Origin of the sequence: Mycobacterium sp. SMC-4, from assembly GCF_025263265.1 — a bacterium.
GTDB lineage: Bacteria > Actinomycetota > Actinomycetes > Mycobacteriales > Mycobacteriaceae > Mycobacterium.
On sequence record NZ_CP079869.1, the window covers coordinates 5,430,324 to 5,448,350 of the forward strand.

The 18,027-nt window shown below is 65.1% G+C and carries 19 protein-coding genes and 1 pseudogene; 8 read left to right on the forward strand and 12 right to left on the reverse strand.

Features of this window, described 5'->3' with window-relative positions:
- Positions 1–8: 8 nt before the first annotated feature.
- From KXD98_RS26000 to KXD98_RS26010, 3 genes are all read right to left on the reverse strand, one after another.
- Positions 9–1,256, reverse strand: a complete 1,248-nt coding sequence (locus KXD98_RS26000) for an MFS transporter (protein ID WP_260761164.1) — start codon at positions 1,254–1,256, stop codon at positions 9–11.
- The gene (locus KXD98_RS26005) at positions 1,253–2,368 is read right to left on the reverse strand and encodes a PLP-dependent cysteine synthase family protein (RefSeq protein WP_313901257.1); all 1,116 of its coding nucleotides are present in this window, start codon (positions 2,366–2,368) and stop codon (positions 1,253–1,255) included. Before KXD98_RS26005 ends, KXD98_RS26000 begins: the two co-directional genes overlap by 4 nt.
- 102 nt (positions 2,369–2,470) lie before the next feature.
- Positions 2,471–2,887: a hypothetical protein gene (locus KXD98_RS26010; protein WP_260761166.1), complete on the reverse strand. Its 417-nt coding sequence runs from the start codon at positions 2,885–2,887 to the stop codon at positions 2,471–2,473.
- Positions 2,888–3,254: 367 nt separating this feature from the next.
- Here KXD98_RS26010 and KXD98_RS26015 point away from each other — a divergent pair, with 367 nt between their 5' ends.
- Positions 3,255–3,923, forward strand: a complete 669-nt coding sequence (locus KXD98_RS26015) for a DUF305 domain-containing protein (RefSeq protein ID WP_260765437.1) — start codon at positions 3,255–3,257, stop codon at positions 3,921–3,923.
- Here KXD98_RS26015 and KXD98_RS26020 read toward each other — a convergent pair.
- Together KXD98_RS26020 and KXD98_RS26025 are read right to left on the reverse strand one after the other, a co-directional pair.
- On the reverse strand, positions 3,907–5,079 hold the full coding sequence (locus KXD98_RS26020; protein WP_260761167.1) for a HAMP domain-containing sensor histidine kinase: 1,173 nt from the start codon (positions 5,077–5,079) through the stop codon (positions 3,907–3,909). The two genes, KXD98_RS26015 and KXD98_RS26020, sit on opposite strands and share 17 nt — an antisense overlap.
- Entirely contained in the window at positions 5,076–5,822 is a 747-nt protein-coding gene (locus KXD98_RS26025) for a response regulator transcription factor (protein ID WP_260761168.1), read from the reverse strand. The genes KXD98_RS26020 and KXD98_RS26025 overlap by 4 nt, the downstream gene beginning before the upstream one ends.
- A gap of 149 nt (positions 5,823–5,971) precedes the next feature.
- Between KXD98_RS26025 and KXD98_RS26030 the strand changes: the two genes are divergently transcribed.
- The 3 genes from KXD98_RS26030 (at position 5,972) to KXD98_RS26040 (ending at position 9,439) form a co-directional block, all read left to right on the forward strand.
- A complete protein-coding gene (locus KXD98_RS26030) occupies positions 5,972–6,592 on the forward strand; it encodes a TetR/AcrR family transcriptional regulator (RefSeq protein ID WP_260761169.1) in 621 nt (206 codons plus the stop codon).
- 108 nt (positions 6,593–6,700) lie between these two features.
- Positions 6,701–8,575 (forward strand): S9 family peptidase, encoded by a 1,875-nt coding sequence (locus tag KXD98_RS26035; RefSeq protein WP_260761170.1) that lies wholly within the window; start codon positions 6,701–6,703, stop codon positions 8,573–8,575.
- 81 nt (positions 8,576–8,656) lie between these two features.
- On the forward strand, positions 8,657–9,439 hold the full coding sequence (locus KXD98_RS26040; protein ID WP_260761171.1) for an SDR family NAD(P)-dependent oxidoreductase: 783 nt from the start codon (positions 8,657–8,659) through the stop codon (positions 9,437–9,439).
- Between the two features lie 40 nt (positions 9,440–9,479).
- Here KXD98_RS26040 and KXD98_RS26045 read toward each other — a convergent pair whose 3' ends face one another.
- The 4 genes and pseudogenes from KXD98_RS26045 to KXD98_RS26060 form a co-directional block, all read right to left on the reverse strand.
- A complete protein-coding gene (locus KXD98_RS26045) occupies positions 9,480–10,133 on the reverse strand; it encodes an arsenate reductase ArsC (RefSeq protein ID WP_260761172.1) in 654 nt (217 codons plus the stop codon).
- A gap of 45 nt (positions 10,134–10,178) precedes the next feature.
- Positions 10,179–11,236: pseudogene (gene arsB / locus KXD98_RS26050) on the reverse strand (ACR3 family arsenite efflux transporter); the annotation flags it as partial.
- On the reverse strand, positions 11,233–11,607 hold the full coding sequence (locus tag KXD98_RS26055) for a metalloregulator ArsR/SmtB family transcription factor (RefSeq protein WP_260761173.1): 375 nt from the start codon (positions 11,605–11,607) through the stop codon (positions 11,233–11,235). The gene KXD98_RS26055 and the pseudogene arsB, both read right to left, overlap by 4 nt.
- Before the next feature lie 67 nt (positions 11,608–11,674).
- Entirely contained in the window at positions 11,675–12,100 is a 426-nt protein-coding gene (locus KXD98_RS26060; RefSeq protein ID WP_260761174.1) for an ArsI/CadI family heavy metal resistance metalloenzyme, read from the reverse strand.
- 99 nt (positions 12,101–12,199) lie between these two features.
- Here KXD98_RS26060 and KXD98_RS26065 point away from each other — a divergent pair, with 99 nt between their 5' ends.
- The gene (locus KXD98_RS26065) at positions 12,200–12,559 is read left to right on the forward strand and encodes an Rv2640c family ArsR-like transcriptional regulator (RefSeq protein ID WP_260761175.1); all 360 of its coding nucleotides are present in this window, start codon (positions 12,200–12,202) and stop codon (positions 12,557–12,559) included.
- Here the strand turns inward: KXD98_RS26065 and KXD98_RS26070 are convergent.
- Both KXD98_RS26070 and KXD98_RS26075 read right to left on the reverse strand, forming a co-directional pair.
- Positions 12,556–13,263, reverse strand: coding sequence for a DUF1028 domain-containing protein (locus tag KXD98_RS26070; RefSeq protein ID WP_260761176.1), 708 nt, complete (start codon positions 13,261–13,263; stop codon positions 12,556–12,558). The genes KXD98_RS26065 and KXD98_RS26070 overlap by 4 nt on opposite strands.
- 148 nt (positions 13,264–13,411) lie before the next feature.
- Positions 13,412–13,852, reverse strand: a complete 441-nt coding sequence (locus KXD98_RS26075) for a hypothetical protein (protein WP_260761177.1) — start codon at positions 13,850–13,852, stop codon at positions 13,412–13,414.
- A 174-nt stretch (positions 13,853–14,026) separates the two neighbouring features.
- On the opposite strand from KXD98_RS26075, the gene KXD98_RS26080 reads away from it, so the two are divergent.
- A complete protein-coding gene (locus KXD98_RS26080) occupies positions 14,027–14,536 on the forward strand; it encodes a gluconokinase (protein ID WP_260761178.1) in 510 nt (169 codons plus the stop codon).
- Between the two features lie 36 nt (positions 14,537–14,572).
- A complete protein-coding gene (locus tag KXD98_RS26085) occupies positions 14,573–16,006 on the forward strand; it encodes a GntP family permease (RefSeq protein WP_260761179.1) in 1,434 nt (477 codons plus the stop codon).
- A gap of 6 nt (positions 16,007–16,012) precedes the next feature.
- Here the strand turns inward: KXD98_RS26085 and KXD98_RS26090 are convergent, their stop codons facing one another.
- Entirely contained in the window at positions 16,013–17,290 is a 1,278-nt protein-coding gene (locus KXD98_RS26090; RefSeq protein ID WP_260761180.1) for a cytochrome P450, read from the reverse strand.
- A gap of 294 nt (positions 17,291–17,584) precedes the next feature.
- Here KXD98_RS26090 and arr point away from each other — a divergent pair, with 294 nt between their 5' ends.
- Complete coding sequence (gene arr, locus KXD98_RS26095; RefSeq protein ID WP_260761181.1) at positions 17,585–18,022, forward strand: NAD(+)--rifampin ADP-ribosyltransferase; 438 nt, start codon at positions 17,585–17,587, stop codon at positions 18,020–18,022.
- Positions 18,023–18,027 lie beyond the last annotated feature (5 nt).

Genomic DNA, 18,027 nt, shown 5'->3' on the forward strand with positions numbered 1-18,027 from the left:
GTATATTTTCAAGGGCGCACTGTTTGGGCCGGGTTCAGCCGGCCCCGACGGTCGAGTCGGTACAGCGCGAAGGCGGACAGGATCCCGACCACGCTGAGTAGGATCCACAGCAGTTCGGGGGCTCCTCGGTCACGAACCACCTGCATCAGCGCGCCGGTAGCCAGGTTGCCGCCGAGGATGCCGATCCCGACGATGGTGTTGTAGAAGCCGTAATGGGTCCCGACCAGCCGGTTGCCCGCCAGCGCGACCACGGTGTCCATCTCGAAGGGGAATACCGCCACAGTCCCGACCGCCAAGATGGCCGTGGCGATGAGCAGCGCACCCGCCGCGGCGACACGTCCGGCCCGCGAGTCGTCGGGGAGCGCCATCAGCGGCACAAATGCGACCGCGAGAATCAACATCCCGATGACCAGTGATCTGCCGGACCCCCACCGCTGGGCAAACCAGTGCGTGATGCGCAACTGTCCGAGAACAGCCACCACACCGGACACCACGAAGATCATCGCCGTCACGATCGTCTCGCTGCCGGGAAAGAGCTGGCGCGCCTGCAGCGGCAGCGCGAGATACACCTGGAAGGACAGCACGTAGGACCCGATCATCGCCGCGGCGAAGAGCAGAAATGATCTGTTGGTCGCCACCACACGCCAGTCGTCGAGAATCGATGTCTTCTGGTCTGACGACTCGGCGGCCCGCTGCGGCAGGGCGAACAACTGCGCGACGGTCAAAGCCGCGAACACCACTGCCGCGGCGGCAGCAGTCATTCGAAAATCGACGAACATCAACGCCAGACCGACGAGCGGCCCGGCCAGAATGCCGCCCTGATAGAACACGTTGAACAGCGCGAAGGCCTCGACCCGCCGGGTCCCTGAGTCGGCGGCCAGATACGCACGCACCGCTGGGTTGAACAATGCGCCGGCGAAACCCGTTGCTGCCGAGGCGATCAGTAGTGCCGGGAGGGTGTCCGCGAACACTAGCAGCCCGAATCCCGCTGTCCGAAGGGCACATCCGGCGACGATGAGTGGCTTGTAACCGAGGCGGTCGGCCAGCGTGCCGCCCACGATGAACATCCCCTGCTGGGAGAAATTCCGCACCCCGAGAACAAGACCGATGGCCCAGGCAGCTAGACCGAGTGGGCCGGCCAGATAGCCGGCCAGATATGGCATCAACATATAGAAGCCAAGGTTGATGCCGAACTGGTTGATCATCAGCATGCGACTCGGCCAACCGAAGCTACCGAAGCTAGCGGTGAGGTTCATCGTGAACCAGCCTGCATCGGATCGACGACGCGGGCGCAGCGGGTCCACCTCGTGACCGTCCTCGCCCACGGATGACCGATGGTGTCGGGTTGCACTGCAGGCGGCCCGGCGAGCAGACCGTGTGCCTGGCAGTAGTCGTCGTTGTAGACAGTATCGAAATAGCGCTGCGGTCCATCCGGGAACACCGCGGCGACGGTCGTCCCGCGCCGATGAGTCCGCGCTGCCCAACTTGCGACCAGCGCGACGGCGCCGACGCTCCACCCGCCGCTGGCGTAATGGGTGGACGCCAACGTGCGACATGCCCACACCGCTTCCGCCGCTGCCACCCAATGCACTTCGTCGAAGGCCGGGTAATCGACATTGCCCGGATAGATGCTCGAGCCGAGTCCGCGCATCAGCCGGGCACCTGGGGGCTGGCCGAAGATCGTCGAACCCACCGTGTCGACACCGATGAGGCGCAGGTCGGGGTTGGTCTCACGCAGTACCCGCGCAATACCGGCGGAGTGCCCTCCGGTGCCGACGGAGCACACGAGAACGTCGACGGGCCCCACCTGCTCAACGAGTTCGACCGCCAGTCCGCGATATGCCTCGACGTTCTCCGGGTTGTTGTACTGATCAGGGTGCCAGGCGCGGGCATCGGCGGAGAGTATCTGCTCGACGCGTTGTCGCCGCGCCTGTTGCCAGCCACCTTCGGGATGAGGTTCGGTGACCAGTTCGACGCGCGCGCCGAACGCCGTGAGCATCCGCTGGATCAACGGTTCCATACCGGGGTCGGTGACCAGCGTGACGGGGTGGCCATAGACGGTACCCGCCAATGCAAGGCCCAATCCGAGTGTTCCACTGGTGGATTCGACGATCCGGGCTCCCGGCTGGAGATGTCCGGTGACGCGCGCTCGTTCCACCATGTGCAAGGCAGGGCGGTCCTTCATCCCTCCGGGGTTGAATCCCTCGAGTTTTGCCCAGAAGCCTCGATCAGATGCTGTGAAGGGGGCGGAGATCCGCAGGACGGGTGTATGGCCGACCATGGTGGCCGGCCGTCGGCCGCAACTGAGCCGGCGCTGCGCGCAAGGGTTCCGGTCGTCTGCAGCAGAGATGGATAGGACGTGGTTCATCACTGAGTGTCGCTTCTGTTGAGGCCGCGACAGGGCACGGCTACTGATGGCGGGCAGCGGTCGCCGGCTCCGACTGTGATGACGAAGCCTGATGCTGGCCGATCAGCGGCGCGCGATGCAGAGCCGGCAGAGCAGATCCCGACCGGCCACCAGAACTGATATGTGGCGAGGTGGCCCGCGAATGGCGGCCAAGGCTGCCTGACGCCACAGCGCCGGAGGTGCTGCGACGACAGCAAGCAACACCAGAGCAATGAGCGCGAAAGCGGATCGCGGGACGACCGCCTCGGCGAAAGCCTCGGTCCCACGGTGGTGATCGCCGCGGGAGACGTGCGCGTGGTCGACCAGCAATGCCGCTGGGAGTCCCACCGAGTTCGTGGCGAGAGCGTGGTGGCTGTGCGCGGCCGCAGGAGAGGCGGTGGCCAGAGCCCATTCGGCGCTGACCACGAGGGTGCAGAAGGCGATGAGCGCCGCGACGATAACGCACCGGCGTTCTGGAGAACTCGCACTGAACCCATTCACGATGTTGCCGACTGTAGCAGCGGCTCACATACCGGCGATATGAAGCAAGTATTGCCGCTGAGTTGTGACCGGCCCGCAACCTTTCGCAGATCACCATCGCGGATCTCATGTTCTCTTCTGAAGTCGCTGCGTAGAAACGCATCTCACCAGAGGACGGAAACGCAAACACGGGCCGTTCGCCCGCGGACCTGCGCACCTCGGCGCCGTCGGGAGCTCTCCTCAGTAGCGATCCGCTAGGTCGAACTCTACGCAGGTGAGTTTGCTGTCGTCTTCTATACCGAATCTTTAGAAAACCAGTAGAACCGCTCAATCAACGTTGTGAAGGCTCAACGTGGTTGACAGACTCCGACAAGCGAAGGGCTGTTCAATGAACAGGATCAGACTGGTGTTGGCAGGCTCGGCCGCGGCAGTGATGGCCGTCGCCCTCACCTCCTGCGGTAATGCCGCGGACACCGAGGCGACTTCTCCCACCCCGACTCCGACTGTCATGCAGACTCCGGACGAGGCTTCTGCTGCGGCCCACAATCAGGCGGACGTGATGTTCGCCCGCCATATGATTCCGCACCATGAGCAGGCAATCGAGATGAGCGACCTGATCATCGAGAAGCCGGGCATCGATCCGCGGGTCATCGAGCTGGCCAACGAGATCAAGGTTGCGCAGAACCCGGAGATCGAGCAGATGCAGAGCTGGCTTGACCAGTGGGGTATGCCCGGTGATCACAGAATGCCCGGGGACATGCCGCATCACGGCGATATGAACCACGAGCCGATGACGCCCGGTATGCCGGGGATGGATGGCATGGCCGGGATGATGTCGCCGGCCGACATGCAGGCGCTGGCGGACTCGCAGGGCGTCGATGCCAGCCGACTGTTCCTCGACCAGATGATTGAGCACCATGAGGGGGCCATCACGATGGCACAGGATGAAATCGCCAACGGTCAATTCCCGGAAGCCGTTGAACTGGCCCACTCGATCATCACCAGCCAGCAGCAGGAAATCGAGACGATGAACCAGCTACTCAACTCGCTGTCGTAGCCGATACGTCGCCGGCCGGCCCCATCGTCAGATCGCCGCCAGGGCGGTGCGGACTCGGGGTTCTCGGTACCGCCACGCTGAATGTCGTGCCCGCGTCGAGCCCTCCACTGCGCACGCTGATACGTCCGCCGTGAGCCTCGACCAACGCCTTGGCGATGGCCAGACCGATCCCCGCCCCGCCTCGTGATCGTTGTCGAGCGGCGTCGGCGCGATAAAAGCGTTCGAACAGATGGGGAAGGTGCACAGCGGCCACGCCCTCACCATCATCAGCGACGGTGAAGAGCACGTAGTCACCGGAAGCTGCGGCGCTGACGGTGACGTGCCCGCCGGCGGAGGTATGCCGGAGGGCGTTGTCGAGCAGATTGCCCAACACTTGAGCCAAGCGTTGCCAGTCACCCCACAAACGCGGCGCACCAACGATGTTCTTCGCCAGAGCTACGCCTTTTGCCGCATAACGGTCAACGACGGTAGCGATGACAGCCTCCACGAGCCGACCGCCGTCCAGCCATTCCGGAGTGATAGTGGCGTGCGCTTCCTCGGCTTGCGCAAGTGCGGCGGCGTCCGCCGAGAGCCGGACCAGCCGACCGGCCTGCTCCCGCAACATTGCGATCGTCTGAGGATCCAGCGTTGTGACGCTGTCCTCCACCGCCTCGAGATAGGCCTGCAGGACTGCGACCGGAGTGCGGATCTCATGGGCGAGGTCGCCGAACATGCGGCGCCGGGTCGATTCGACGGTCTGCAGACGCTGCGCCATCTGGTTGAACGCATGCGCCAACTCATCGAATTCGTCACCCAGGTGCGGTGGGGCTACCCGGGCGTCATAGTGGCCTTCAGCCACCGCCGAGGCCGCCCGGGACACCTCCGCCACCGAGGTTCGCACCCGCCTGGTCAGATACAGGGTCATCACCAGCGCCGTCAGCGCGGCCACCGTGATTGCCACGACGATCGCAATGGCCGTGGCGTGGCGATAGGCCTCCTCAGCGTGGACCTGCTCGTAAGAGTTGTGGGGGACGCCGGCCTGATGGAGGTGGTCGCGGAACAAAGGCGGCCCGACCACCATCGCCACCACCCAGGTGGTGAGCCCCCCGGCGAGTAGCACCGCTCCTTGAGCGAGTACCAGACGGCGCGCAAGCCCCCAGCCCCTCGACGCTGTCACCGACCGGTTCCCATCCGATAGCCCACCCCACGCACGGTGACGACATACCTCGAAGCGGCCGGATCGTCGCCGAGTTTGCGCCGCACATGCCCGATGTGCACATCGACGAGGTGATCGTTGCCCACCCACGGGTCCCCCCATACCGCATTGATGAGTTGCCGCCGGGTCCACACCACCGCGGGACGGGACGACAGAGCAGCGAGGATGTCGAACTCCGTCCGCGTCAACATGACCGGTTCACCTCCGAGGTCCACCTGCCGCCCGGCGACATCGATCATCAGTGCACCGAATACTCGCGGCGGCGGAAGCGGCGCGGCCACCGGCATCGGTGTGGCCACCGATCGCGGGCGGCGCAGCATCGCACGGATCCGAGCCACCAGCTCACGTGGGCTGAACGGTTTGGTGACGTAATCATCAGCTCCGACCGACAAGCCGACCACCGTGTCCACCTCGTTGTCACGCGCGGTCAACATCACGACGTAGGCGTCGGAGAAAGTTCGCAGCTGACGGCACACCTCGACACCGTCGATACCCGGCAGCCCCAGGTCGAGAACCACCACATCGGGGTCCACCTCGCGGGCCACCGTCAAAGCCTCGATCCCGGTGTGGCACACCGTGACGTCAAAATGTTCGTTGTCCAGATAGCTCTTGACAACCGCCGCCAGCGGGACCTCGTCTTCGACGACAAGCGCGCGAAAGCCTCTCAGTACGGAATCTTCCGGGGAAACGCATACTGCGTCCATCACATCATCGTGCCGCCGAAGCGCACACATATCGACTGTTGAGAAAACCTTCACCAAACCAACACCACCGCCCCGGACACCCCGCCTTGACACGTCTGTCACTTAGTGACACAGTGGGAGATGTCACTAAGTGACAGGAAGGTGGTGTCGTGGTTATCACTGATAAGCAGGCACGGGCACGTCTGGAGGTGTCCCGGCACGCGTGCGAACTGTTCTGGCAGCGGGGCCTGGCCGCCACCAGCGGTGATGACATCGCCTCTGCAGCAGGGCTTTCCACCCGCACGGTGTGGCGGTACTTCCGCAGCAAAGAAAGCTGTGTGGAGCCGGTACTGGCCCTGTCAGCGCAGCGGTTCATCACATTGGCCCACCAGTGGCCGGCGGCACTGTCGCTTGCTGAACACATGGCCTCCTACACCGCCGAGAATCCGCTCAGTGAACAGGAGATCGCCGATGTGCGCAGCGCGCTGCGTATCACCACGATGTCAGTACAGGAGCCCGCGCTGCGCACGTCGTACCTGATGGTGCACGACCAGATGGAGCGGGACTTCATTCCCGTGGTCGGCGAAAGACTTCGCCTCCCACCAACCCACCTCACCGTGCGTCTGTGCGCGGCAGCGGTGACCGGTGCGTTCCGCGTCATCGACGAGGACGTCGGACGTCGGGTCATCGTCGACGGCGAGATGGTCAGCCAGCAAGAGGCCCTGGACCTGATCGACCGCGCCGTCCGAGACGCCACCAACGGCAGGTTCGGCGGACCCATCGCCGACTGACCGCAATCTGCAAGCACGACAACCACACAGGCAACCCAGGCTGCCGGGACCCATCATCCGCCACCCCGAACGAACGAGGCTGCCCCCACACCGACGAAAGGCATGTCCATGGCACTCCCCGAACTCATCTCGATCGAGGACTTCTTCAATCCGCCGACCCGGGCCGGAGCGATGATTTCACCCGACGGCAATCGCATCGCGTTCCTCGCCCCGTGGCGAAACCGGCTCAACGTGTGGGTCCAAGATCTCGACTCCGACGACGCGCGACGCGTGAGCAGCGACGCCACCCGTAGCGTGCACCACTTCGACTGGACCGATGACCCGCGCTGGCTCATCTATCTGCAGGACAGCGCCGGCGACGAGAACTGGCACATCTACCGGGTGGACCTCCACGACCCGGATGCCGAGGCCGTGGACCTGACTCCGTTTCCCGGCGTGATCGCCTCGCCGATCACCGACTTCAAGAAGGGTAAAGCGGTCATCGTCATGAATCGCCGCAACGCGCAGCTGTTCGACGTCTACGAGCTGCGCATTGCCACCGGGGAACTGACCTTGCTCGCCGAGAATCCCGGAACTGCCTTCAACTGGCTGTCCACCGATGACGGCCAACTCTTCGCGACATCGTTGACCCCTGACGGCCATCTCGATCTGTCACGATGGGATCCTGACACCGCGGGCCTGCAGCCCATCACGACCTTCGACGGCTCTGACCACCCCGTTGGGATCCACCCGCTCGTCCTCACCCCGGACGGCAAGGGAGTATGGGTGGGATCGCACCGGGATACCGACCGCTCCCGCTTGATCCGCGTCGACCTGGCGACCGGCGAAGAGATCGAGGTCGACAGCCATCCAGAGTTCGACCTCGATCACCGCGGAGTGGTCAATCCCTTTATGTCGCAGCCCCTTATCCAGGCCCCGCAGACCGGTGAACTGATCGGTGTCCGCTATCTGCGGGAGCGACAGGTGATCCACCCGCTGGACTCCCACTTCGCCGAGGTACTGACCAACCTGGAGAAGCTGTCCGACGGAGACATCGGCCGTATCACCTCCGACGTGGACGGCCGGCGGTGGGTGGTCGACTTCATCCACGACCGCGATCCCCACGCCACCTACCTCTACGACCACCAGACCGGTGACAGCCGCCTGCTCTATCGACCGTTCCCCCATCTCGATCCTGATCAGCTCGCCCCGATGCAGCCGGTCGCGATCACCGCACGCGACGGACTGACGCTGCACTCATACCTGACCTTGCCTGTCGGGGTGCAGCCGCGGGACCTGCCGCTGGTGCTGATGGTGCACGGTGGCCCCTGGTACCGCGATTCCTGGGAGTACAACCCCGGCGTACAGCTACTGGCCAATCGCGGGTATGCGGTGCTGCAGGTCAACTTTCGCGGCTCACTGGGATTCGGGGCATCGTTTCTGAAAGCGGCCATCGGCGAGTTCGCCGGCAAGATGCACGACGACCTGATCGACGGTGTGAACTGGGCGGTGGAGCAGGGCTACGCCGACCCCGACCGGGTCGCGATCGTGGGCGGCTCCTACGGCGGCTACGCGGCCTTGGTCGGCGTCACGTTCACGCCCGACACCTTCGCCGCCGCCGTGGATTACGTCGGCATTTCGGACCTGGCCAACTTCATGCGCACCCTACCGCCGGTCGCGCGTCCGCACCTGGCCAACAATTGGCATCGGTACGTCGGTGACCCCGATGACCCCGAGCAGCTGGCCGACATGATGGCACGCTCCCCGATCACCAGGGTCGACCAGATCCGAACACCGTTGATGGTGATCCAAGGCGCCAACGACGTCCGCGTCGTTCAGGCCGAGTCCGACAACCTGGTCGAGGCGTTGCGCGGCCGCGGGGTCGAGGTCGAGTACCTGGTTCAGACCGACGAGGGTCACGGCGCGGTCAACCCGGAGAACGTCATCGAGATGTACTACGCGATGGAACGATTCCTGGCACGGCACCTCAAGCCGGCCCGGTGACTGCTGGCGCTGCCCGCGGTTCAGGGGGGTCTGGGCTGCCGTGCGATGATGCCAGGGTTCCGGCGAACAGAAAGGTCGGCGATGACCCGCAGCACACCTGGAGACGGACCGCTGGACGGGAAGGTGGCCATCGTCACCGGAGCTGCTCGGGGGGTCGGTAAGGGTATCGCCTCGGCTCTGCTGGCGCGCGGTGCACAGGTCCTGATCACCGATATCCTCGAAGACGTCTTGGCCTCTACGGCAACCGAATTCAGCCGGTCCGGTTACCGTGTCACCTCGTTGGTGGCCGATCTCCGCGACCCCACGGCCCCGCAGCAGATCGTGCAATCCGCACTCGATGCGTTCGCCACGGTGGACGCACTGGTCAACAACGCCGTGGCCACCTGCGGGCCAAAGCCCTTCGTCGACCTCACCGCAGAGGACTACGACCTGGTCTTCGACACCGGTCCCCGCGCCACCTTCGGGCTCATGCAGGCCGTGCACCCGGTGATGGCCGGCAAGGGCAGCGGCTCGATCGTGAACATCGGAAGTGCCGCAGGCACTCAGGGTGAACCGTTCTTCGGCGCATACGCCGGCGCGAAGGAGGCCGTGCGCGGAATGTCAAAAGTGGCCGCCCTGGAATGGGGTCGCGAGGGGATCCGGGTCAACGTGGTCTGTCCGCTTGCCGAAACCGACGGCTTGAAGGTACTGCGCGACGCCTCCCCGAAGCACTACGACCGGGTCGTGAAGACCACGGCGCTCAGACGCATCGGCGACCCGGCCACTGACATCGGGGGTGTCGTCGCGTTCCTCGTCGGCGACGATGCCGCGTATCTGACCGGACAGACCCTGCTGGCCGACGGCGGGGCGGGTGCATTCCGCTGATCTGCGCGCGCCGGCCGGTCGTTCGGCCTGTGGTCACACCTCAGTGCGCAGGTACCTGAAGTTCAGTCAGCAGTGCACGAACTCGCGTTTCGATCATGTCGCGGATGGGGCGTACCGCGTCCAGCCCCTGACCGGCCGGATCGGGCAGGTCCCAGTTCTCGTAGCGCTTGCCCGGAAAGATCGGGCAAGCATCCCCGCAGCCCATGGTGATGACGACGTCGGCCGCCTGGACGATCTCGTCGGTCCACGGCTTCGGGTACTCGCCGGTGATGTCGATGCCCACCTCGGCCATGGCGGCGATCGCTGCGGAGTTGATCTCGGTACCGGGCTCCGACCCGCCCGACCACGCGACGGCCTGGTCACCGGCCAGGTGGGTGAAGAAGCCTAACGCCATCTGGGATCGTCCGGCGTTGTGCGTGCACAGGAACAGGACGGTCGGCTTGCCGTCGCTGATCTTGCCCTCGACCCGCGCCAGTGCGTGCAACCGCTGCCGGGCGAAACGTTCGGCCAGCAGCGGTAGGAACTTGAGAATGGTTGCCCTAGAGGCAAACTGATCGTAGGACGAGTGCAGGAAGCGCTCGATGGTTTCGGCGCCGAAGCTGGCGTCGTACTCGGCCAGCAGGCGGTTGGCGGCAGTCCGTAGCGCGAGCTGTTGATCGATGGAGAGGTCGCGGACGACCGGGCTGTTCGTCATCAGATGGACTCCGTTCGTGTCATCGACTCGGTGGGCGCTTGATGTGTGTGGTGGCTGAAGCGGCGCCGTAGCGCCAGGGATACGTAGACCAGGCCGACGAGTACCGGTACTTCGATCAGCGGGCCGACCACGCCGGCCAGCGCCTGCCCCGATGTCGCTCCATAGGTTGCGATCGCCACCGCGATGGCCAATTCGAAGTTGTTTCCCGCGGCGGTGAACGCCAGCGTCGTGGTGCGTTCGTAGCCCAGGTTCAACAGTGCGCCCACCAGGAAGCCGCCGCCCCACATCACCGCGAAGTACACCAGCAGGGGCAGCGCGATCCGAACGACGTCCCACGGGTTGCTGGTGATCTGATCACCCTGCAGCGCAAACAGAATCACGATGGTGAACAACAATCCATAGAGCGCCCACGGCCCGATGCGCGGCAAGAATCGCGTCTCGTACCAGTCCCGGCCCCTGGTCCGTTCACCGACGCGGCGGGTCAGATAGCCGGCGAGTAGCGGGATGCCCAGGAAGATCAGCACCGACTTGGCGATCTGCCAAGGCGAGGCGGCGATGGTGGTCTGCTCCAGACCCAGCCACCCGGGCAGCACCGACAGGTAGAACCAGCCCAGCACCGCGAACATGACGACCTGGAACAGTGAGTTGAGCGCGACCAGGACGGCTGCTGCTTCACGGTCGCCGCAGGCCAGGTCATTCCAGATGATGACCATGGCGATACAGCGAGCCAGGCCGACGATGATCAGGCCGGTGCGGTACTCGGGCAGGTCGGGCAGCATCAGCCAGGCCAGTGCGAACATCAGCGCCGGCCCGAACACCCAGTTCAACGCCAGCGAGGACAGCAGCAGCCGCTTGTCGCCGGTGACGGTGTCGAGGCGGTCATAGCGCACCTTGGCCAGCACCGGATACATCATGATCAGCAGGCCCAACGCGATGGGCAGGGAGATCCCATCGATCTGTACTCCTCCCAGCATCGCGTCCAGACCCGGAATCCAGCGGCCGAGCAGCAGTCCGGCCACCATCGCGGCGCCGATCCACAGCGGCAGAAACCGATCCAAGGTGGAGAGCTTGGCGACCACCGCGGGGGTTGCCGTGTCGGTCATCGTTGGACTCCCGCGGCGGCCTCGGCGCCGAGCAGGACCGCCAAGCTCTCCAGAGCCTCGGGCACGACCGCGTAATACACCCACGAGGCGCGGCGCTGCGACGTCAGCAGACCCGCGTCGCGCAGCACCTTCAGATGGTGGCTGACCGTTGACTGCGCGACCTCGACACCTACCGAGATGTCACACACACAGGCCTCACCGCCGGCGTGGCTGGCGATCGCCGAGAACAGTTGCAGCCGCACCGGATCGGCGAGGGCTTTGAGTTTGACCGCCATGTCCGCGGCGGCTGAAGCCGAGAGCGGTGCGCGCAGCAGCGCTCCCGGCGGACAGCACGGCGCGGGCTCGATCGACGATGTCAGCGATTTCGACATTCGTCGATATTGACAGCTATCGAATCAGTTCGCAAACGAACAGCCGGTGAACGCCGCGGTGGCCGAGTCAGCAACAGGCCGACGCGGCGGTTCCGGATTCGCGCTGCTGCGGGCTGGCGCCGAACGTCTCAGAGTCGGCGAGCACGGTGTAGACCTCCCACCTCTCCCCGCCCGGGCCGGTGACCCATACCTTGTCCTGGGTGGCGAAGCAGCATGTGGTGCCGATTTCCTCGTCGGTGAACACGCCCTCTCCGGTCAGCCGGGCGATTTCGGCATGTACCTGTTCGCTCGATTCGACCTCCACACCGAGATGGTTCAGTGTGCCGCCCGCACCAGGGTTCTCCAGTAGCACCAGCTTGAGCGCCGGCTCGGTGACCGCGAAGTTGGCGTACCCCGGCTTGACCTTGGCCGGCGCAATGCCGAAAAGCTTGGTGTAGAACGTGATTGCTTGGTCGAGATCGTCGACGTTGAGGGCCAACTGGACTCGGGACATGACATTCTCCTTCTGCGATTAGACATATATCGAATCGACGCGTCTCCGTCAGCATGCCACCTTTTCGATATATGTCAACACTTGTGGCAGGATGGGGTCATGCCCAAAGCACTGCCCGTGATCGACATGTCCGCGCCGGTCTGTTGCGCTCCGGTGGCCGCGGGCCCGATCAGCGACGAGGACGCGCTGGCGGTGGCGCTGCGCCTGAAGGCCATCGCCGACCCGGTGCGGGTGAAGATCATGTCGCACCTGTTCAGCTCCGAGCGCGGTGAGGAGACCGGCGGTGACCTCGCGGCCATGCTCGGGCTGCGGGAGTCCACCGTCAGCCACCATCTCGGGCAGCTGCGCAACGCCGGGCTGGTGCTCTCCGAGCGGCGGGGGATGAATGTCTTCTACCGGGTCAAACCCGAGGCGTTGCAGGCTCTGTGCGTGGTGCTCGATCCCAGCTGCTGCACCTAAACGGTTCGGTCGATTGCCGGCTCATCCTCAGCCATGGCCTCGCGCGTCATCTGCCCCACATGATCGTCTCGGGTCGGGAGTCTCTCGATGTGGGGCAGCAATCCGTCGGCGAACTCGTCGATGAGGAACTCCAGCGACGCGGCGGGGTCCTCGGCGTGATCGATGCGAACGTCCCACAGCGGGTACTGCTCGGTGTCGACCACGTAGATCGCGCCCGACAACGAGCCCTCGATGTCGGCGCCGGTCGCCTCCCCGGCCTGCAGCGCGCGCAGAATTCGGCGGGCGAGGTCGAGGTCATCGTTCCGGTAGAAGGCGTCCAACGTCGCCTCCAACGTCTCCATTCCGACCAGCCGGTTTCCCTGCGCCACCGCACTGCCCCGGTGCAGGTGTCCAGCCCATCCTTCGGTCCGGGCGCCGGTCCACGCGGCGGTGTTGCCCTGCACGTCGACGACGCCGACCTGCCGATAGTCCCGTCCGTCGTCGCGGCTGATCACCTCATCGAGCGCCTCCTGGGCCGTGCGTCCTGAGGCCATCAGCCCTAGGCTGTCGATCGCCAGGTACGGGTTCATCATGGCCTGGGACGCCACTGCCCCGACTCTCGCCTCAGCGTGCGAGACGAGCTTGCCTACACCGAGCATGGCCGTGATGGCGCCGACTCCCGCCTGCCCGGTCACAGGGTCATAGGCACAAATGGAGAACGTCACCGAGGTCCTTTCATGATCGGTTACCTGTGCTGCTTCCCTTCCCGCACGATTTGAAACCACGTCGAATCGATCGCCCGCCGCGACCGGTGTCCCAGCACAGGGGGATAGCGTGATTGCCGACGACGCACTGGGTCGGTGTGGCTGCCAGCTACAGTGGGTTGACTCGCATTTCGGCGCCCGGGTGGGAGCTGAGTGTCACCACCACCGTGCCGCGCCCCGTCTCGAACGTGGTGTCGGCGTAGCCGACAAAGCCGTAGTGCCCGTCGATCGTCGACACCGCGGCGATGTCGCGTCCGCCCGACCCACCGGTGTCCAGGTTGGTCCAGGTGGCGTGCACCGTGAGCGCGCAGGACCCGTCGTAGACGCCGGCGTCGTAGTTGATCGTTACTCGGACGCCGTTCTCGACATGATCGTCGACCGCAACCGGCGCCACCTGAGCTTCGGCGCTGACAGTGCCCGCACACGTCGCCGACGCCATCACCGGAACCGGGTCGAGCTGGGCCAGGGCCTCGGCCTGGGCAGGCCCGGCGCACAGCGCGGATGCGATCACCGCGGCGGTGAACGCGCCGAGAGCCCGCAGCACGGTCATATCTCAGTTATCGGCGGCGACGACGCCGGCGTTAACGCGCCGAACGGCCGCAGCGGTCTTGGCGGGAATCGAGCTGTTCATGCTTGGCGCTGACGGCCTCCAGTGTGAGAATTCGACCGGGTGGGTACATTTTCCGACACAATGTGACGTCATACACAGAGAATGGGCGCACGCATGACAGCACCGATCGTCGTCATGGGGGTCTCCGGGTCGGGTAAATCCACCGTGGGCGCCGCTCTGGCCCAGCGGTTGCGTGTTCCGTTCGCCGACGCCGACGACTTCCATCCGCCGGCCAACATCGCGAAGATGTCCGCCGGCGAACCACTCGACGACAACGACCGCCACCCTTGGCTGGAGTCGATCGGTGAATGGTTGGCACAGCACCGCCGTGGCGGGGTGATGAGTTGCTCGGCACTCAAGCGAAAATATCGAGACCAACTGCGGAGGCACTGCGCCGACATCGAATTCCTGCACCTGGAGGGGTCGGTGGAGACCATCGGCCGGCGCCAGGCCAGCAGGCCGGGACACTTCATGCCGGCCAACCTGCTGGAGTCCCAGTTCCGCACCCTGGAGCCGCTCGAACCCGATGAGCGCGGCGTCGCGATCGACGTCGCCCAGAGCATCGACGGCATCATCGAAAGCTATATCAGCACACGAAATTCCGACGAGGTCGAGGAGAGCTGATGAGTCCTATGGATTCCTTCGCGTTCAGGGGGACTCGTGGAGGCGATTGAGCCGGCTTACGGAACCGTCCCGCTGCTGCTGATCGCTGTCGGCGCGGTCGCTCTGCTGCTGTTCCTGATCATCAGGGTCAAGCTGCACGCCTTCATCGCGCTGGTGTTGGTGAGTGTGCTCACGGCGCTGGTGGCCGGGATACCGGTCGCTGATGTCCCCGATGCACTGTCGTTCGGCTTCTCCAACACGCTGGGGTCGGTGGCGCTGCTGGTCGGGTTCGGTGTCATGATCGGCAGGCTCCTCGAAATCACCGGGGGTGCACAGGTGCTCGCAGATACGCTGATCGGCAGGTTCGGCGAGAAGCGGGCTCCACTGGCCCTCGGCGTCGCAGCCTTGCTGTTCGGTTTCCCGATCTTCTTCGACGCCGGTCTGGTGGTGTTCCTGCCCATCATCATGACCGTCGCACGCCGCTTCGGCGGTTCGCTTCTGCTGTACGCCTTCCCGGCCGCCGGCGCGTTCGCCGCCATGCACGCCCTGGTGCCACCTCACCCCGGACCGGTGGCGGCGGCCGAACTGCTCGGCGCCAACATCGGGCTGACCCTGCTCGTCGGCGCTCCGGTGGCTGTCGCGGCCTGGTACGTCGGCGCATACCTGGTGTCCCAGGCGTTGGGTCGACGCATCCACGTCGACGTGCCGACGGCGTTGTTCGGCCAGATGAACGGCGGCCGTGACACCGATGACGGCAACGACGCCGAGACGTCGGGTAGTGGCGGCACGGCGACGGACACCCGGACCGAGCCCACCTTCGCGACCGTGCTCGGTATTCTGTTGCTGCCCTTCGTGTTGATCTCCTTCAACACCGTGGTCGACACCCTGCAGACCGCGGGCGTCGTCGAGCAGGACGCCACCTGGGCGGACTACCTCAAGTTGATCGGCACGACCTCCATCGCGCTGCTGATCACGGTGATCGTCGCCACCCTGGTCCTGGGGGTGCGGGGTCGGTCGATGGCCACGGTCAGCGACATCCTCGATAAAGCCCTGGGCCCGATCTGCGCGATCATCCTCATCACCGGCGCCGGCGGGATGTTCGGTGGTGTGCTGAGGCTCAGCGGCATCGGGGACGCACTGAGCGGCTCACTGTCCAACCTCGGGATATCGCTCATCCTGCAGGCGTTCATCATCTCCACGCTGCTGCGGGTCGCGCAGGGCTCGGCGACCGTCGCATTGACGACGACCGCCGGGCTGCTCAGCGCCGCCGTCGCGGCCTCGAATCTGGGCAGCCTTCAGCTCACGGCACTGGTGCTGGCCATCGCGGCCGGCGCGACGGTGTTGTCCCACGTCAACGACTCCGGGTTCTGGTTGGTCAGCCGGTTTTTCGAGATGGACGTCAAGACCACGTTGAAGACCTGGACTGTCATGGAGACGACGTTGGGACTCAGTGTCTTCGTGCTCAGCCTCGGACTGTGGGCGCTGGGCTGAGACCGTTCAGTCGATGGCGGTGAACTCGATGTTGATCTCGGTGAGCCCGCGCAGGATGAACGTCGGCTCGTAGACGTACCGGCGGTTCTCGACCGGGCCGTGCTTGTCCTCGCTGACCGTGATGTCGGCCATCCGGTCGAGGATGCGTTCGATCGACACTCGGCCCTCCACCCGGGCCAAGGGTGCGCCGGGACAGGAGTGGATGCCCCGGCTGAACGCGAGGTGCTCACGAACATTCTTGCGTTGCAGCGAGAATTCGTGCGGGTTGTCGAACCGCTCGGGGTCGCGGTTTGCTGCTCCTGGGCTGACCATCACCGTGCTTCCGGCCGGAACCGGGGTGTCACCGAGATGGGTGGACTTGCGGGCCATCCGGAAGACACTCTTGACCGGGCTTTCCATCCGCAGGCACTCCTCGATGAAGACCGGGATGAGGCTGCGGTCCTGGCGTAGCTGGCGCTGGACGTCGGGTCGGTCGCTGAGCACCCGCATCGCCGCGCCCAGGAGTTTCGCCGTGGTTTCCTGGCCCGCGGCGAACAGGAACGTCGCGGTGCGCACGACGTCGACCACCTCCGGTGTCGATCCGTCCGGGTACTTGGCTGTGGCGATGGAGGTCAGGACGTCGTCGCGCGGGTGCGCGCGACGCTCCTCGATGTAGCGGGTGAACTTCTCGTCGGCCCATTCCAGTGGGTTGGTGGCGATGATCTCGTGATCCAGCCCGCCGATGTTGGAGCCGGGGCGCTCGGCCCCGAACGCCTCGCGGAAGTCCTCGTGGTCCTCCTGCGGTACCCCGAGCAGGTCGGCGACCACCAGCAGCGAGAACGGTTTGGCGTAGGCGGCCAGAAACTCGCACCGACCGTCGGCGATGAACTCGTCGATGTGGCGGTCGGCGAGGCGCCACATGAAGTCTTCGTTTTCCTTGAGCCGTTTCGGCGTCAGCAGTCGCGACAAGATCGACCGGGCGTCGGTGTGCTGCGGCGGATCCATGGTGACCATGTGTTCGAACATCGGGATCTCGGTGCGATGCTCCTCGAGCTGGGCACAGATGTCGTCCCCTTCCGGGGTGAACGGCATCGGGGTGAACGGGCCCATCACCGCCACGCACGACGAGTAGTTCTCCGAGTCCTTGTAGACAGTGTTGGCAGCCGTCCAGCCGGTGACGGCCAAGACGCCGTTGCTGATCGGGCAGCACACGGCGTCCTTGGAACGCACATGGTCGTAGTACGGGTGCGGGTCGGGCACCAACGAGGTGTCGGTGAAGTAGTCGACGGTATCGAAGTCAGTCATGCGGTGCCGTCCTCTCCGGCAGGGTTCGCCGAGTGTGGGGTATGACGATGTGTCTGGCGGGTCCGCCTCCAGGCAGCGCCCGACGCCGCGGCTGGACCGGTCTGGGGTGGGGTGGGGTGGGCGCGCATCGCGTTCCAGATTACCGCGCTTTTGTAACGCTCTCGCGTGTTTCGCCGGTACCGATCCGACGCTGACGGTTATCCCACTCTCACTATATGGCCAGGGTGGGGGCTTGCGGCAAGACCCTGCAGGTCGTGCACAATCGCACGGCCGGTGACACCGAAGGGGGACTTTATGGCGGACATGGCAGAAATCTCGGAGCATTTCCTGGTGCACGAGTCAGGCGCGTACCTGCACGGAACGAAGGCCGACCTGCGGGTGGGCGACTTTCTGGTGCCAGGCCGTCCGTCGAACTACGAGGCCGGACGCATCTCCAATCACGTGTACATGACGAAGGTTCTGGCCGGAGCTGTGCTGGCAGCGGAGATGGCCACCGGTGCCGGCCGCAGTCGCGTCTACATCGTGGAACCGCAGGGCGACATCGAGGACGACCCCAATGTGACCGACAAGAAGTTCCCGGGCAACCCGACTCACTCCTACCGCAGCCGGGAGCCGGTCAAAGTCGTCGGCGAGATCACCGACTGGGTCGGACCCGCGCCCGACCAACTGCAGGCTTTCCGCGATCAGCTCGACGAGCTGCGCCGGCGAGGCCTGGCCGTCATCTACGACTGACGCAG

Excerpts from the sequence above, each read along its gene's own strand:
- KXD98_RS26045 (WP_260761172.1), bottom strand. The coding sequence starts at position 10,133 with ATGACGAACAGCCCGGTCGTCCGCGACCTCTCCATCGATCAACAGCTC.
- KXD98_RS26015 (WP_260765437.1), top strand. The coding sequence starts at position 3,255 with ATGAACAGGATCAGACTGGTGTTGGCAGGCTCGGCCGCGGCAGTGATG.
- KXD98_RS26075 (WP_260761177.1), bottom strand. The coding sequence starts at position 13,852 with ATGACCGTGCTGCGGGCTCTCGGCGCGTTCACCGCCGCGGTGATCGCA.
- KXD98_RS26060 (WP_260761174.1), bottom strand. The coding sequence starts at position 12,100 with ATGTCCCGAGTCCAGTTGGCCCTCAACGTCGACGATCTCGACCAAGCA.
- KXD98_RS26035 (WP_260761170.1), top strand. The coding sequence starts at position 6,701 with ATGGCACTCCCCGAACTCATCTCGATCGAGGACTTCTTCAATCCGCCG.
- KXD98_RS26005 (WP_313901257.1), bottom strand. The coding sequence starts at position 2,368 with ATGAACCACGTCCTATCCATCTCTGCTGCAGACGACCGGAACCCTTGC.
- KXD98_RS26065 (WP_260761175.1), top strand. The coding sequence starts at position 12,200 with ATGCCCAAAGCACTGCCCGTGATCGACATGTCCGCGCCGGTCTGTTGC.
- KXD98_RS26080 (WP_260761178.1), top strand. The coding sequence starts at position 14,027 with ATGACAGCACCGATCGTCGTCATGGGGGTCTCCGGGTCGGGTAAATCC.
- KXD98_RS26025 (WP_260761168.1), bottom strand. The coding sequence starts at position 5,822 with ATGGACGCAGTATGCGTTTCCCCGGAAGATTCCGTACTGAGAGGCTTT.
- KXD98_RS26090 (WP_260761180.1), bottom strand. The coding sequence starts at position 17,290 with ATGACTGACTTCGATACCGTCGACTACTTCACCGACACCTCGTTGGTG.
- KXD98_RS26040 (WP_260761171.1), top strand. The coding sequence starts at position 8,657 with ATGACCCGCAGCACACCTGGAGACGGACCGCTGGACGGGAAGGTGGCC.
- arr (WP_260761181.1), top strand. The coding sequence starts at position 17,585 with ATGGCGGACATGGCAGAAATCTCGGAGCATTTCCTGGTGCACGAGTCA.
- KXD98_RS26000 (WP_260761164.1), bottom strand. The coding sequence starts at position 1,256 with ATGAACCTCACCGCTAGCTTCGGTAGCTTCGGTTGGCCGAGTCGCATG.
- KXD98_RS26055 (WP_260761173.1), bottom strand. The coding sequence starts at position 11,607 with ATGTCGAAATCGCTGACATCGTCGATCGAGCCCGCGCCGTGCTGTCCG.